Source organism: Agromyces bauzanensis (assembly GCF_014645655.1).
Classification (GTDB): Bacteria; Actinomycetota; Actinomycetes; order Actinomycetales; family Microbacteriaceae; genus Agromyces; species Agromyces bauzanensis.
Genome location: NZ_BMMD01000034.1, coordinates 1 through 14437, shown reverse-complemented (window position 1 = coordinate 14437; position 14437 = coordinate 1). Strand labels below are relative to the sequence as shown.

The window sequence follows — 14437 nt, the reverse complement described above, 5'->3', positions numbered from 1 at the left end:
CTTCCTCGAGAACCTCTAGTTATGCCGAACTATCCGACCCGAACATGCCCCTGATCAGGCGCTCCCGCACAACATCGGCATAACTCCGACATCAAGATAATCGATTTTATGCCGACGTCGGCATAACGTGGAGCAGGTCATCGGCGAACTCAAGGGCGGGCCGCTCGCGCACCTGCCCTCCGGCGTGTTCTCCGCGAACGCGGCCTGGCTGGGCTTCGCGGTGATCGCGTTCAACATCTCCCGCGCCGCCGCGACCGCCGCCGGGATGGCGGCCGCACGCATGGCCACACTGATGCGGATCGTGACCGCAACCCCGGCCAGGATCGCGTCCACCGGACGCCGACAAGTCATGCACCTACCCGCCCACTGGCCCTGGCGTGACGCGTGGATCAGGCTCTGGGCTCTCGCGACCGGCACCGGGCCACCCGCGGCCGCCACCACCTGACCAACACGCCCCGACAGGCCCGAACGGAAACTCAAGTGGAAAAGCCAGCGCGGGCTGGCCGATCAGCCACGCCCAACCACGGCGTGCTCGCCGTCGCTGCGCGACTCAGCGCCAACCCACTGCGAGACAACCGACTCGGTGGATTCAGGCTGAATGCGCGGTCAGTACCGGCGCCGCCGAATGCTGCCATGCGGTCATCATGCCGCACCCCGACCCGGTTTTCGAAGTCCTATGGCTCGGCCGGTCGTGCTCAAGAGGCTTGGGCACCGCCGCCGAGGGCGTCGAGACGTGACGAGAAGTCGCTCCGGTCAATCTTCGGGGGGACGTAGAATCGCGAGATGATGCGCGTACCTCTCCCGCGAGTTCAAGTCGCCCATGCAGCCGGCGGACTCGGCCTTCTTCCACCAGGAGCTCCGCATCCCGCCGTGCCGTCATGATCGACACGTCGAACCGCTGCGCGACGGCCTGAATGGTCACGGACCCTTCGACCTCGAGCAGCGACACGATCTCGCTCCGTCGACGCTCGGTCGCCTTCGACATCTACTTCCTCCTCGGGACTGACCCTCTCAACGTCACCACGCACCCGAACTCGGACCAACTGTTCCGACAGTATCCCTTGATCCCATGGTCGGTCGGTGAGGATTCAATCGCGGATAAGCACGATAGGCACGATGAGACGCGAATCGCGGAGGGTGCATTCAGAATCTGAACGGAGTAGGCTTCGGCTGTGCCTCGTTCCTCGTTCGCCGAGTTCCATTGCTCGCTCGCACGCGCGCTCGATGTCGTGGGCGATTCGTGGTCCCCGCTCGTGATCCGGGACGTTCACCTCGGCATCGACACGTTCGAAGAGATCACCCGCGACCTCGGCATCTCGCGCGCACTCCTTTCGGCGCGCCTCGAGCATCTCGTTGCCCGCGGCATCCTCGATCGCGTCAGCTACTCCGACCGGCCGCCGCGGTCACGGTACCTGCTCACCGAGGCAGGGCGTGATCTGGTGCCCGTGCTCGTCGCGCTCACGATGTGGGGCGACCGTTGGCGCGCGCCCGAGGGACCGCCGATCGTGTTCCGTCACGACTGCGGCAGCGTCGTGGAGGCGCACGTGACGTGCAGCTCGTGCGGCAGGCCGATCACCACGGACAGCCTGACGCCTTTCGCCGGACCGGGTGGCCGATCGGCTCCGGGCACCATCGTCATGGCCGAACGGTTGGGGGCGGCGTGAACGACATGGTCGAACGCTGGCGCGAGGGCGTCGAAAGCGGGGATGCCCACGTCGCCGCTGAGGCGCTGGCCGACGACGTCAAGCTGGTCTCTCCCCTTACCGACCGGTTCGCCTTCCGCGGGCGGAACGACGTAGAAGAACTGCTTACTGGCGTCTTCGAGGTGTTCACCGGCATCCGGTTCGCAGCGGAGCTACGGCAGGGCGATCTCGTCGTGCTCCGTGCCCGTGGCACGGTGGGCAAGCTCGACCTGGAGGAGACCCAGTTCCTCGATCTCGAACGCGGCCTGATTCGACATGTCACGATCATGATGCGCCCACTGCCAGCGATCACGCATCTGCTCCGCGGACTCGCGCCGCGGGTCGCGCGACGCCGCGGCCTTCGTGCGACGTCGTTGCTGCTCGGTGCTGCGAGCGCGTTACCGGACACGGTCGTCGCCAGCGGTGATCGCGTGTTCATGCCTCTCGCTGACCCGGCCCGCACCCGCGGTGGCTCCATCCACTGACCGGGTGTTCGCCTCCGTCTGATCTGGCGGACCCAGCCGGTGCCAGCGACCCCACCCGGATGCTCGCCGCCTTCCCGACGCCCACGCCCATGGGCGTTGCACGCTATACGGGGGCTTTCGATTCCGGCGTCAGACGCACGTCCGTCGTCACACCCAGCTGCAGGGCGCGAAGGCGTCGGTGGAGCCGACGAGCCAGAGGTCTCGATGCCACCAGTAGCCGGTCGCGTCGTGCAGGTCGGCCTCGTACTGAAAGCCGCGGGGCTTGCCGTTCGAGTAGCTGTGGTAGCCGTTGCGTGCCTTGTACAAGTAGTCGGTCGAGGCGATTCGATATCGCCGGAACATCTCGGCCGGCTTGTCGCTGCCCGGGATCCGGTGGAAGAACGCGAGGGCGCACAGGTTGGCGAGACTGTTGTCCCACCCGAGCGCGACGTACTGGAGGTCACTTCGGAAACCGCCGCCGTCACCGGAGTCGAACTCAGTCGCCATGCCGATCTCGCCCACAGCCGGCAGGCCGTCCTCGTTCGACAGCAGGTAGCCGCGTTGTCCCGCCCCTGATGACGCGACCGGCTTGGAGAAGTTGATCAGCGCGCGGCGCTCGATCCAGCGCCATGGCGAGTTGAGCTGATTCCCGTGGTACGTGAACTCCGACCGGGTGGCCGCTTCGAGCTGGGTCGCAGGGGTCTGGTTGAACACCCAGTGAGTGCTCGAGAAGCCTGCGGCCTCCAGGCGTTGCAGGAACGCGGCCGCGTCGAAGGAGAGCAGGAACTGGGTCGCCTCGTCGGGGCCGAAGTAGTACGACGCCGAGCAGGTGCCGTGGCGGATGTACTCCGAGTCCTGCTTCAGGTCGTGCCCGGGACGGGCAGGGAGCGGGTCGCGGGCTACGTCAGATGGTCTGTGTAAGGGGTGAGGTTCACCTCGAAGGAGAACATTATGGAGACCATGGCTATCAGTCCGGAGCGCGAGGAGCGTCGCCGGCGGCAGAAGGAGCTCGCGGACCAGTTGAAGGCGTCGGGCGCGATGGATGAGATCTTCGCGAAGATCGATGCGGGCGAGCCGCTGACGGGTGAGCAGGGCCTGTTGGGCGGGATGCTGAAGGCGGCGTTGGAGCGGGGCTTGGACGCGGAACTGACCGAGCATGTCGGGTACGACCGCGGCGACGCGGAGGCGCCGTTGTACCCGAACTCCCGCAACGGCGTGAGCACGAAGACGGTCGCGACCGAGCTCGGTGATATCGAGCTCGCGGTTCCGCGGGACCGGAACGGCACCTTCACCCCGATGCTGGTCCCGAAGGGGCAGCGGCGGCTGGATGGGCTGGACGGGATGATCATCTCGCTCTACGCCGTGTTACCCGTCACGTTGGATGACTGCCGAGGCGTCGTGGGTGACGGCGGGCACGTGCGGAACAAGGCCGCGCACATCGCCGTCGGCGTCGACATGGACGGGATCAAGCACGTCCTGGGGATCTGGGTGCAGGCCACCGAGGGCGCGAAGTTCTGGGCGACGGTGTGCTCCGAACTCGCGAACCGGGAGGTCCATTTTGGGCCGCCGTTCGGTCCTTTGGAGGAGCGTCGTGGGACAGATCTGGAGAGCCATCGCGATCGTATTATCCCCGGCCGGTGCCGCAACGCTTGGAACAAGCCCTGCTCTCGGAGCGAACTCGAACGCCGATTTCGGCCAGCACTTGCGGATGTGCGCTCAGATGATGGGCTTCGACGGGAGGCCCAACCCGGGCATGCATCAGGGCAAGGCGGGATGGGGCCTCACTCACAACTGCTGAACACCCCGGCATGGCCGGAGGGAAGCCCCAGCGCCGAGTCCGGCCGCCCCCCAGGTCCGCTGCCTCGTCCTCCGTGGAAGGGAAAACCGCATAGTCGGCGGGTAATCAGAGCGAGTTCGACCAGTCGTTGCAACACGTCGACTTCAGTGCGGCGTCAGATTGAGCCGCGGCCGCCTCGCTGAAGGCGGCCGCGGCTCAGTCGGTCAAGCCTCGTACGAGATCAGCCCGGTCATTCCCCCCTCGGCGTGGTAGATGTTGTGGCAGTGGAACAACCACCGTCCGGGATTGTTGGCATCGAAGTCGACGGTCAGAGTCTCGCCCGGCAGCACGATCGAGGTGTCCTTCCGTGGGCCTCCGTCGAGCAGCTGGAAGGTGTGGCCGTGCAGGTGGATCGGGTGCCACATGGTGGTCGTGTTCTCAAATCTCACACGCACCCGCTCACCCGACCGGATGCCGCGGGTGTTGCGTTCGATCTCGGCGGGGTCGAACGACACGCCGTCGAAGGCCCAGTCGAAGTCCTGCATCGAGCCGGTCAACTTCACGTTGATCTCCCTGTCGGGTGCCTTGCCGGCGAGGGCGACGCTGTCGACGGCCCGGAGGGCACTTCCGACGCCGATGTTCCGCCGCAGTTCGGGCAGCACCACGTTCGACTCCGGCGCCGCCCCGGCCCCGGTGCGAACGAGGGCGAACGCGCGTTCGGCCTTGCCCTCGGCTTCCGCGACGAGGGGAAACACCCCGTCTGCCAAAGTGACGAGCACGTCGTGGCGCTCGCCCATTCCCAGGAGCACACCGTCCACCTCGGTCGGCTGGACCGGGAACCCGTCGGAGTGGGTGATGGTCAGCCGATGGCCGCCCAGCGCAACCCGGAATGCAGTGTCGGATCCCGCGTTGATCATGCGAATGCGCACGCGCATCCCTGGCCGTGACGTGTAGGTCTCCGGGTCCCTGGCCGGCCGACCGTTGACGAGGTAGTGCGGGTAGAACACGTCGCCGGAGTCGCCGCCGAGGAGGTCCGAGTTCGTGCCCATGAGCATGTTGCCCATCGGCATGACCATGCCCTCCATGCCCTCCATGGGTGCCATGCCGCCGCGAAGTTCCTCGAGCACCTCGGGCGGGGTTGCCGTCACTCCGTCGAGCCAGTCGTCGAAGATGACGACCCACTCCTCGTCGTAGGCGAGGGGCTCGTTCGGGTCCTCGATGATCAGGGCGCCGTACAGGCCGCGGTCGAGTTGGGTGCCCACGTGCGGGTGGAACCAGTAGGTGCCGGCGTCAGGCGCGATGAAGCGGTAGGTGAGCTCGTCGCCGGCCGCGACCGACGTCTGGGTGACGCCGGGAACGCCGTCCATGTCGTTGCGCAGAGCGACGCCGTGCCAGTGGATGGTGGTCTCTTCAGGCAACCCGTTGGCAAGGGTCGCTTCGATGGTGTCGCCGACGCTCGCGCGGATGACGGGAGCGGGAATCGAGCCGAAGCTCCACGTCGAAGCCGGAGTCCCGGCGAGATCGAGTGTGGCCGTCTGCGCGTGCAGTGACGTTGCGACGATGCGTCCAGTGGAGTTCCAGGCGGCCTCGGCGCTGCCGACCGCCGCGGCCGTCGGAGAGATGTACCGCGGCGATGGAGTGCACGCGGCGAACAGGACGGTCGCGGCGCCGGCAAGTCCGGCGCCGAGAACGGCGCGACGCGTCATGGGCGCGTTGAGGAATGGTCGTTCGGTCATGAGAAGGAAGTCTTTCGATCGATGGGTTGCCAGATGGGTCGAACGGAGGGCGCACGAGTGCGCCGTCGTCGCGCCTATCTACGATCGATCGAGATCGCGAGGCGGAGCGGGATGGCCCGGACCAACGCACTCGCCGCGCTCGCCGCGCTCCTCCCGGGAGCGGGGCGCGCGGAGAGGTCACGGCGCGACCCCATCACACGCAGCACCAGGGCCAGTGAAACAACAATGAACAGACACAGCGTGGCCAGCCACAGCCAGGGTGCACCGCCAGCCTCCGTCAGGACCGTCGACGCAGGGCCCAGAAAGACCGATGCGTGGAGCACCGAGGCACTGCCAGTCTCCCCAAGTGCGCCGGCAACGCGGTCGTCTGCCTCGTGACCGGCGGTCGGACCGGCGATGCTGGACACGGCCGTCGCCACGGGAGCCGCGGCCGTGTGCGCCACCGCAGTGTGGGTGCCGCTCATGCCGTGCATCAGGACGAGTGCGACAATCACCGCCGCCAGTGCCACCAATGAGATGAGGGCAGCGCGCACAGACGCCGTGCTTGGGCGTGATACCCCGGCTGTGAATCGCATCATCGTTGCTCCTCCTCGGCTTCAACGATACCCCCAGGTGGTATAACTGTGTCGGAGAGTTATCTGAAAGACGCCTTCGGCACTGTGACGCTATCGTGGTCCTGTCGATGTGCGCTGGGAGGTGGCCGCGGTGACGATATCTGACGTCAGTCGGTGTGTCGCGCCGGGCGGTCGTGCTGCTCGGCGACTCCTCGTCACCCTGCTGGCGGTCGGTGCCCTGTTGCTCGGCATTCTCATGATGCACTCGGTGGCGAACTCCCAAGACGGAGCAAACGCCGCCGCCAACGGTTTCGGGTCGCAAGCGCTGAGCGGGACTGCTCCGATGGCTGCAGCGACGGCCTTGGAACACGGGTCCACGGTGGCTTCGATCGGGTGTAGTGGGCCGTGCGACGACACGCACGACTCCGCAATCATAGCGTGCATTCTCGCGCTCCTGACGGCGGGCTTCGTGCTCGTCGGCTCCGCGCTCGGGCAATCGCGGACACCGCCCCGCGACGGACTACGCAGACTCCTCCCACGCGCTGGGACGTTCTCGCTTCGCCTTGCTCCCACGCTCGAATCACTCTCGATCAGTCTGACGTGATTCGGCCACGCCCGGGCGACGCGCATACGCGTCCCTCCCCCTTGGCGACCCCCGACAGTTCGAACGTGGTAGCTCACATGCCGAAGCCGCACTGACCCTCAGTCGGCGCAGCGACGAAGGGATGCACTGCTCATGAACCACACGCAATCGGTCGTACTCGAGGTCTCGGGCGTGCAATGGGCGTCATCGAAGGCCATCGCGGAGGCCGTACTCATGCGACGGCCGGGAGTGATCAGCGTCGAAGCCAACCCCGTCTCGCAGACCGCCAACGTCTCGTATGACCCCGATACGACGAACGTCGCGGAACTGCGCACCTGGGTCGAGGACTGCGGGTTCCATTGCGCCGGCCAATCGGTGCCCGGTCACATCTGCGACCCGATGGCGGAGCCGGCGAATCGGGTGACCGAATCCGACACCGGCGCCCACGCTGCGCATGACCACATGGTGAGTGACCACACGATGCACTCCGCACACGAGCATGCGACGCATGGGCCGGCTGTGGCCGAACCTGTCCCGGAAGCGCCACCCGCTCACGATCACGGCGGCCACGATCACGGCGCGGCGGTCGGGCAGGACGTCACTGCTGCCCCGGCCGCCCATGCGGCCCACGAGGAGGCCCCGCGGACGGCACAGGAGATGATGGGTCATGGAGGTCACCACGGCGGGGCGTCCATGGACGAGATGGTCCGCGACATGCGGAACCGGTTCCTCGTCGCCGCGATCCTGTCCATCCCGATCGTGTTGTGGTCTCCGATCGGTCGCGACGTGTTCGGGCTCACCGTGCCGGCACCGTTCGGGCTGCGGGATGACGTCTTCTCGCTCATCCTGTCGCTGCCCGTCATCTTCTACTCCGCCTGGATCTTCTTCGACGGCGCCTACCGGGCGCTCCGCGCGCGAACCCTCGACATGATGGTGCTCGTCGCGGTGGGTATCGGGGCAGGGTGGATCTACAGCGTGGTCATCACGCTCACCGGCGGCGGCGAGGTCTTCTACGAAGCCGCGACGGTACTCGCAGCCTTCGTGCTCCTCGGGCACTGGGTCGAGATGCGCGCTCGTGGTGGCGCAAACGACGCCATCCGCACGCTGCTCGAGCTCGCGCCACCGCGCGCGGTCGTCCTCCGCGACGGCGAGGCCATCGAGGTGCCGACATCTGAGATCATCCCCGGCGACCTGATGCTCGTGCGGCCCGGGGCGAAGGTCCCCACGGATGGCGTCGTCGCGGACGGCGACTCCGAGATCGACGAGTCCATGGTGACCGGCGAGAGCCTCCCAGTCGTCAAGACGCCGGGCGACGAGGTCATCGGAGCGACCGTGAACACCACCGGAACCCTCCGGGTGCGTGCCACGAAGGTCGGCGCCGACACGGCTCTGGCGCAGATCGTCGCGCTCGTGCAGGAGGCGCAGAACTCCAAGGCGCCCGGGCAGCGACTCGCCGACCGGGCCGCGTTCTGGCTGGTGCTGGTCGCACTCATCGGCGGCACCCTCGTCTTCGGGGTGTGGTTGCTTGTCGGTGCCACCTTCCAGGCGGCGCTTCTGTTCGCGATCACGGTCGTGGTCATCACCTGCCCCGACGCCCTCGGGCTGGCCACTCCGACCGCGATCATGGTCGGCACGGGCCTGGGTGCCAAGCGCGGCGTGCTGTTCAAGAATGCGTCGGCGATCGAGTCGGGGGCGAGCATCGACACGGTCGTCCTCGACAAGACCGGCACGCTCACCAAGGGCGAGCCGGAGGTCACCGACTACATCTCGTTCGGCTACGACGGGCTCGAGCTGCTCGCACTCGCCGCGGCAGCGGAGCGGGAGTCGGAGCATCCGCTCGCTATGGCCGTCGTCGCCTACGCCGAGCAGCGCGGTGCGAGACGCGTCTCGGCGGAATCGTTCCACAACATCACCGGGCAGGGCGCCGTCTCAACGGTCGAAGGCCACCGGGTGCTGCTCGGCAACACACGCCTCATGGACGCCGAGGGCGTCGACAGCACCAGTGTTGCCGAACAGCAGCAGGCACTCGCGAGCACCGGCCGCACCGCCATCATCGTGGCCGTCGACGGCACCGCCGTCGGCATCATCGCCCTCGCCGACGCCCCCCGGGAAACGGCGGCGGCCGCGATCACCGCCATGCACGACCTGGGGGTCGAAGTCGTGATGCTCACCGGCGACAACACCCCCACCGCCCAGCGCATCGGGCAACAGCTCGGCATCGACACGATCATCGCCGAGGTCCTCCCCGAGGACAAGTCGGCCAAGATCGCCGAACTGCAGCAGGCGGGCAAGAAGGTCGCAATGGTCGGCGACGGCGTGAACGACGCACCCGCCCTCGCGCAGGCCGACCTCGGCATCGCGATCGGCGCCGGCACCGACGTCGCCATCGAGACCGCCGACGTCGTGCTCATGCGTTCCGACCCGCTCGACGTGCCGATCGCGCTGCGCATCGGCAAGGGCACGGTACGGAAGATGCGGCAGAACCTCGGCTGGGCGATCGGCTACAACGCCATCGCGCTGCCCATCGCCGCCGGCGTCTTCTACCCCGCTTTCGGGATCGCGCTCAGCCCCGAGATCGCGGCGATCTCGATGTCGGGATCGAGCGTGATCGTCGCAGTGAACGCACTGCTGCTGAAGCGACTGCGCCTTCCTGCCGCTCCGACCGCCGCATCGCCGGCACGTCCCCACCCGGAGCCCGTCACACCCGCCCCGGTCACCGAATCGACGAAGGGAGCCGACTCATGACCTCCATGTCGACCAGGCCGGTCCTCGATCAAGCGCAACTGAACAGAATCAACGCCTGGTGGCGCGCGGCCAACTACCTGTCGGTCGGGCAGATCTACCTCATGGACAATCCGCTGCTGCGCGAGCCCCTCGAGCCTGAGCACATCAAGCCGAGACTGCTCGGTCACTGGGGCACGACTCCCGGACTGAACTTCATCTACGCCCACCTCAACCGGGCGATCATGGCACGCGACCTCGACATGATCTACGTCATGGGTCCCGGCCATGGAGGCCCCGGGCCCGTCGCCGCATCCTGGTTAGAGGGCGTCTACACGGAGACGTACCCGGACATCACCCGGGACGCCAAGGGGATGCGGCGCCTGTTCCGGCAGTTCTCCTTCCCTGGCGGCATCCCCAGCCATGTTGCACCCGAGACCCCCGGCTCCATCCATGAGGGCGGCGAGCTGGGATATGCGCTCTCCCACGCCTACGGGGCTGCATTCGACAACCGGGATCTCATCGTCGCAGCGGTGGTCGGCGATGGCGAGGCCGAGACGGGGCCGTTGGCGGCGAGCTGGCAGTCGAACAAGTTCGTGGATCCGCAGCGGGATGGGACCGTCCTGCCGATCCTGCATCTGAACGGCTACAAGATCGCGAACCCGACCGTTCTGGCGAGGATCAGCCCGAAAGAGTTGGACCATCTCCTACGCGGTTTCGGCCACACCCCGCACTACGTGGAGGGAGACGACCCGGCGCAGATGCATCAGGCCTTCGCCCGCGCACTCGATGCATGCCTCGACGAGATCGAGGAGATCAAGCGCCGGGCACGGGAGGAAGGGCAAGTCGAGCGGCCCCTCTGGCCGATGATCGTGTTGCGTTCACCCAAGGGATGGACCGGCCCGGCCGAGGTCGACGGCAACAAGGTCGAAGGGACGTGGCGTTCACACCAGGTGCCCTTCGCCGAGGCACGCGAGAACGACTCGCACCGCGACGTCCTGGAGCGATGGCTGCGTAGCTACCGACCCGAAGAATTGTTCGATGAGAGCGGTGCTCCCGTTCCGGCCATATCGTCACTTCACCCGTCGGGAACGCGGCGCATGAGCTCGAACCCGCACAGCAACGGGGCGGCCTGCTGCGGGACCTGCGGATGCCCGACTTCCGTGAATACGGGGTCCCCGTCGTCGAGCCGGGAGCGTCGAACGCGGAATCCACGCACGCCCTCGGCGTGCTCCTTCGCGACGTGATGGCCCAGAACATGGACAACTTCCGCGTGTTCGCACCCGACGAGAACAATTCCAACCGACTGAGCGCCGTGCTTGACGTGACCAATCGTGCGTGGAACGCAGCCACCATCCCCGGGGACGATCATCTTGCACCCGACGGACGGGTGATGGAGATCCTCTCCGAACACACGTGTCAAGGCTGGCTGGAAGGATATCTGCTCACCGGCCGGCATGGCTTCTTCTCCTGCTACGAGGCGTTCATCCACATCATCGACTCCATGTTCAACCAGCACGCCAAATGGTTGACGACCACGAACGACATCCCCTGGCGGCGCCCGATCGCATCCCTCAACTACCTGCTGACCTCCCACGTCTGGCGGCAGGACCACAACGGGTTCTCCCACCAGGATCCCGGGTTCATCGACCACGTCGTGAACAAGAAGTCCGACGTCATCCGCGTCTACCTGCCGCCGGACGCGAACACCCTGCTGTCGGTGGCCGACCACTGCCTCCGGAGCCGCCAGTACGTGAACGTCATCGTCGCCGGCAAGCAACCGCAGCCACAGTTCCTCGACATGGAGCAGGCGATCGAGCACTGCACCAAGGGCATCGGGATCTGGGACTGGGCCAGCACCGACCAAGGCCGGAAACCAGACGTCGTGATGGCATGCGCCGGCGACGTGCCGACCTTGGAGACGCTCGCGGCCGTGACCATCCTCCGATCCGCCTTCCCCGACCTGCTCATACGCGTCGTGAACGTCGTGGACCTGCTCCGGCTGCAGGATCAACGGGCGCACCCGCACGGCCTTTCCGACCAGGATTTCGATGCGCTGTTCACGACGGATACGCCCGTCGTCTTCGCCTACCACGGGTATCCGTCGCTGATCCACCGCCTGACCTACCGACGGGCGAACCACGGCAACCTCCACGTCCACGGTTACCAGGAGGAAGGCACCACCACCACACCGTTCGACATGTGCGTGCTGAACGAACTGGACCGGTTCCATCTGGCCCTCGACGTGATCGACCGCGTCCCACGCCTGCGCGACGCGTCCGCGCACGTGCGCGAGAAGCTCCGCAACGACCTCATCCGCCACTCCATCTACATCAGAGAACACGGCCAGGACATGCCCGAGATCCTGGACTGGGTCTGGAACGCAGCGACATCCGACACCGACCGAGAACAGGCCACCAGCTGATGAACCCGAGGATGAGCCGGATGGAGTGCCAATGCGACGCACGCGCTCCCCGACTCGACCGGAGGCGAGTCTCATGATGACGAGTCGCCAGCCAGCCCCACCTGCCAGTCGTTTGCCGGGCGAGCTGGCGCCGGTACATGGCGCATCCACCGCCCATGCCTTCGAGACCACCTACGACGCGGTCCTGTTCGATATGGACGGAGTCGTCACGAACACCGCGTCCATGCATGCCATGGCCTGGGAAAAGCTGTTCGACGCGGTACTCAGCGACCCGCGTGCCGGTGTCGAAGACCTCGACAGGGTGTTCGACGCGGACGAGGACTATCGTCGGTATGTCGACGGCCGCAGCCGCGAGGACGGTGTCGCAGCGTTCCTGGCCTCGCGGGGTATCACGCTCGAGCCGGGGACGCCGCGAGATTCCCCTGACGCTTGGACGATCGCCGGGCTCGCCGCTCGGAAGAACGAGCTGTTCCTCGCAGAGCTCAACGAGCGAGGGCTGCGCAGCGTGGCAGTTCTTGATCGGTGGCGCATTGCTCGCGTCAGCCGCCTTGATCCTCGAGGGGCTCCCGGTGATGAAGTGGAGCCCGCGGCTCGTCATCACATTGCTCTATCTGTCCGTGGTGGGGACCGCAGCGTCCAACGTCGCATGGATCGCCGAGACACGAGAAGCGCGGCTCGATCAGCTCACAACGTGGACGCTTCTGGTGCCGGTCTTCTGCAGGGGACTGGCGAGGGATGCGATGGCGAGGCGCGTTCTCAATTGACGAACAAGGAATTCGCTCCATGCAGGCCAGGTACCACGAACGCCTCCAATTGTTGTCACTTCCTTCGACGCCGCTCGTGCGGCTCGCTAGCCGACGGATCTCATCGGGCAGCCGCCTCTCCCCACAACATTCGAGCTTCTGGTAAATCAGAACGTATTCTGAAGTAAGCTGGATCCATGCTTGCCGCCACCGAACCTCGACCGGATCGAACGTTCCGGTCATCCGACCTCAGCCGGCTCGCGCCGAAGGTCTTCGCCGCGGCCGAAGATCATCCTGTTGAGATCACTCGCCGCGACGGTGAGGACCTGGTGCTCATGTCCAAACGCGAGGCGGACGCACGAGACCAGCTCCTTCAGTTCGCTGCACAACTGATCGCGGTGGCGACGGATGACCGTGGATCCCTTGCGGAACGGATGTCGAACAGCTTCCCCTGGATGCTCGCGCTCAGTGCGGATGACCGGGTCCAGTGCGCCAAGGATCTCGTCGATGCCGCTCGCGCTTCCTTCGCAACCGGACAGCCCCACCTTGCGATCGCGGAACTGACCGCGTGGAAGGAAACCGCCACGGCCCTCGCTGCGGGCTTGGGTCGCTCGCCCGTCGAGTGGCTCGAGGACGGCGAGCCGGCCGAGCGTCCCTGAGTATGGCGAAAAATCTCAAGGTCGAACGGCCCACCAAGAAGAGCGAATTCGAGATCCGGTTCGCAAGTGCGTCCGCACAGCGCGGCTGGAATGACCTCCGCGCTACAATCCGCGGTCCACTCACCGACGCCTGGGACTTCCTGACGCGCACCCCGTTGGCGAACACACCCACGAACTATCCCCTCCGCGGAGAGCTCGGAGTGATCACGCGGGGGGGGCGTCCGACACGAACGCTGGCAGCACAAGCCGACCGCCAAGGGCGACGCACGGATATGGTTCTACGTCGAGGGTCAAGTGGTCTACCTCGAGCAGGTCCACACCCACCACCCGAACGAAACCAAGTGAGCCACGCGTGCGCCCGTCGTAGTCACTCAATAGTCACAAAATCGGCATCACGTTGGTTCACCCGAGCTCACACTCCCCCGTGATTCCGGGGCTCGTGGGTTGGAGTGAAACCGGGTGAATCACTACTGGACAACTTCAGCTTCCCAAGCTGATAGCGCGGGTTCGATTCCCGTCATCCGCTCTCTGTAAATACCCTGATCAAGGGCAGTTTCTGCGCTATTGGAAACACCCCTGCTCGCCACTGGGTAAGCGGATGCCCTGAGGAACCAGCTCACGATCTCTCGATCGAACACTTTACCGGCCTCTGATCAGGGATTTCACCCCTCCGGCATCCCGCGACTTTCGATTGAAAACCGCCGCTCGTAGTCACTTAATGGTCACAAATTCCGGCGTTGCCTTCGCCTCGGCGGCGGTTGCGGCGGCCATCGTCCTCTGGCCGATCGTCGACAGGGGATCCCCCACGCTCACCTGCCGATCGTGGCCGGGCACGAGCCAGATTGAACGCGTGCCGGACTCGCCGAACCTCACCGTTGGCGCGTAGCGCTTTTCGGTACCGGTAGTCCAGCGACTTGGTGTGTTATCTCGTGACATCGTGGACACTGGATCTCGTCACTTCGTAGACGCTGGATCTCATGGCTTCGTGTGTTCTGTCTCAACGCATCGTGGACACACGATCTCATGACATCGTGGACGCGCTGTCTCACAGCATCGGAGACACCCGTAGCGATGGTAGTTGGGTGGGATGACG

The 14437-nt window shown here is 66.0% G+C and carries 12 protein-coding genes, 1 tRNA gene and 3 pseudogenes; 11 read left to right on the top strand and 5 right to left on the bottom strand.

Going from position 1 to position 14437, the window contains the following annotated elements:
• Positions 1–127 precede the first annotated feature (127 nt).
• Positions 128–445 (top strand): hypothetical protein, encoded by a 318-nt coding sequence (locus IEX31_RS17535; protein WP_188744688.1) that lies wholly within the window; start codon positions 128–130, stop codon positions 443–445.
• A 144-nt stretch (positions 446–589) separates the two neighbouring features.
• Here the strand turns inward: IEX31_RS17535 and IEX31_RS17530 are convergent, their stop codons facing one another.
• On the bottom strand, positions 590–985 hold the full coding sequence (locus tag IEX31_RS17530) for a DeoR family transcriptional regulator (RefSeq protein ID WP_188744687.1): 396 nt from the start codon (positions 983–985) through the stop codon (positions 590–592).
• 187 nt (positions 986–1172) lie between these two features.
• Here IEX31_RS17530 and IEX31_RS17525 point away from each other — a divergent pair, with 187 nt between their 5' ends.
• Together IEX31_RS17525 and IEX31_RS17520 are read left to right on the top strand one after the other, a co-directional pair.
• The gene (locus IEX31_RS17525; RefSeq protein ID WP_188744686.1) at positions 1173–1664 is read left to right on the top strand and encodes a winged helix-turn-helix transcriptional regulator; all 492 of its coding nucleotides are present in this window, start codon (positions 1173–1175) and stop codon (positions 1662–1664) included.
• Entirely contained in the window at positions 1550–2167 is a 618-nt protein-coding gene (locus tag IEX31_RS17520; RefSeq protein WP_188744685.1) for a nuclear transport factor 2 family protein, read from the top strand. The genes IEX31_RS17525 and IEX31_RS17520 overlap by 115 nt, the downstream gene beginning before the upstream one ends.
• A gap of 147 nt (positions 2168–2314) precedes the next feature.
• On the opposite strand, the gene IEX31_RS17515 is transcribed toward IEX31_RS17520, so the two are convergent.
• Positions 2315–2860, bottom strand: coding sequence for a hypothetical protein (locus IEX31_RS17515; protein WP_188744684.1), 546 nt, complete (start codon positions 2858–2860; stop codon positions 2315–2317).
• Between the two features lie 246 nt (positions 2861–3106).
• On the opposite strand from IEX31_RS17515, the pseudogene IEX31_RS17510 reads away from it, so the two are divergent.
• Positions 3107–3700, top strand: a pseudogene (locus IEX31_RS17510) (transposase); the annotation flags it as partial.
• 447 nt (positions 3701–4147) lie between these two features.
• Here IEX31_RS17510 and IEX31_RS17505 read toward each other — a convergent pair.
• Together IEX31_RS17505 and IEX31_RS17500 are read right to left on the bottom strand one after the other, a co-directional pair.
• Positions 4148–5659, bottom strand: a complete 1512-nt coding sequence (locus tag IEX31_RS17505) for a multicopper oxidase family protein (RefSeq protein ID WP_188744683.1) — start codon at positions 5657–5659, stop codon at positions 4148–4150.
• Positions 5660–5733: 74 nt separating this feature from the next.
• Entirely contained in the window at positions 5734–6192 is a 459-nt protein-coding gene (locus IEX31_RS17500; RefSeq protein ID WP_188744682.1) for a hypothetical protein, read from the bottom strand.
• 151 nt (positions 6193–6343) lie between these two features.
• On the opposite strand from IEX31_RS17500, the gene IEX31_RS19695 reads away from it, so the two are divergent.
• The 7 genes and pseudogenes from IEX31_RS19695 (at position 6344) to IEX31_RS17475 (ending at position 13870) form a co-directional block, all read left to right on the top strand.
• Positions 6344–6817 (top strand): DUF6153 family protein, encoded by a 474-nt coding sequence (locus IEX31_RS19695; RefSeq protein WP_373285547.1) that lies wholly within the window; start codon positions 6344–6346, stop codon positions 6815–6817.
• Positions 6818–6949: 132 nt separating this feature from the next.
• Entirely contained in the window at positions 6950–9541 is a 2592-nt protein-coding gene (locus IEX31_RS17495; RefSeq protein WP_188744681.1) for a heavy metal translocating P-type ATPase, read from the top strand.
• 5 nt (positions 9542–9546) lie between these two features.
• A pseudogene (locus tag IEX31_RS17490) lies at positions 9547–11942 on the top strand (phosphoketolase family protein).
• Positions 11943–12015: 73 nt separating this feature from the next.
• The gene (locus IEX31_RS19140; protein WP_229662473.1) at positions 12016–12873 is read left to right on the top strand and encodes a hypothetical protein; all 858 of its coding nucleotides are present in this window, start codon (positions 12016–12018) and stop codon (positions 12871–12873) included.
• Positions 12874–12882: 9 nt separating this feature from the next.
• On the top strand, positions 12883–13344 hold the full coding sequence (locus IEX31_RS17480; protein WP_188744679.1) for a YebG family protein: 462 nt from the start codon (positions 12883–12885) through the stop codon (positions 13342–13344).
• A 2-nt stretch (positions 13345–13346) separates the two neighbouring features.
• Positions 13347–13689, top strand: a pseudogene (locus tag IEX31_RS19135) (hypothetical protein).
• Between the two features lie 94 nt (positions 13690–13783).
• A tRNA-Gly gene (locus IEX31_RS17475) sits at positions 13784–13870 on the top strand.
• Between the two features lie 185 nt (positions 13871–14055).
• On the opposite strand, the gene IEX31_RS17470 is transcribed toward IEX31_RS17475, so the two are convergent.
• Positions 14056–14217, bottom strand: a complete 162-nt coding sequence (locus IEX31_RS17470) for a hypothetical protein (protein WP_188744678.1) — start codon at positions 14215–14217, stop codon at positions 14056–14058.
• Positions 14218–14437: the final 220 nt, after the last annotated feature.

Bases quoted from the DNA above. Each gene is read 5' to 3' on its own strand.
- IEX31_RS17530 (WP_188744687.1), bottom strand. From the start codon at position 985: ATGTCGAAGGCGACCGAGCGTCGACGGAGCGAGATCGTGTCGCTGCTC.
- IEX31_RS19140 (WP_229662473.1), top strand. From the start codon at position 12,016: ATGATGACGAGTCGCCAGCCAGCCCCACCTGCCAGTCGTTTGCCGGGC.
- IEX31_RS17505 (WP_188744683.1), bottom strand. From the start codon at position 5,659: ATGACCGAACGACCATTCCTCAACGCGCCCATGACGCGTCGCGCCGTT.
- IEX31_RS17480 (WP_188744679.1), top strand. From the start codon at position 12,883: ATGCTTGCCGCCACCGAACCTCGACCGGATCGAACGTTCCGGTCATCC.
- IEX31_RS17495 (WP_188744681.1), top strand. From the start codon at position 6,950: ATGAACCACACGCAATCGGTCGTACTCGAGGTCTCGGGCGTGCAATGG.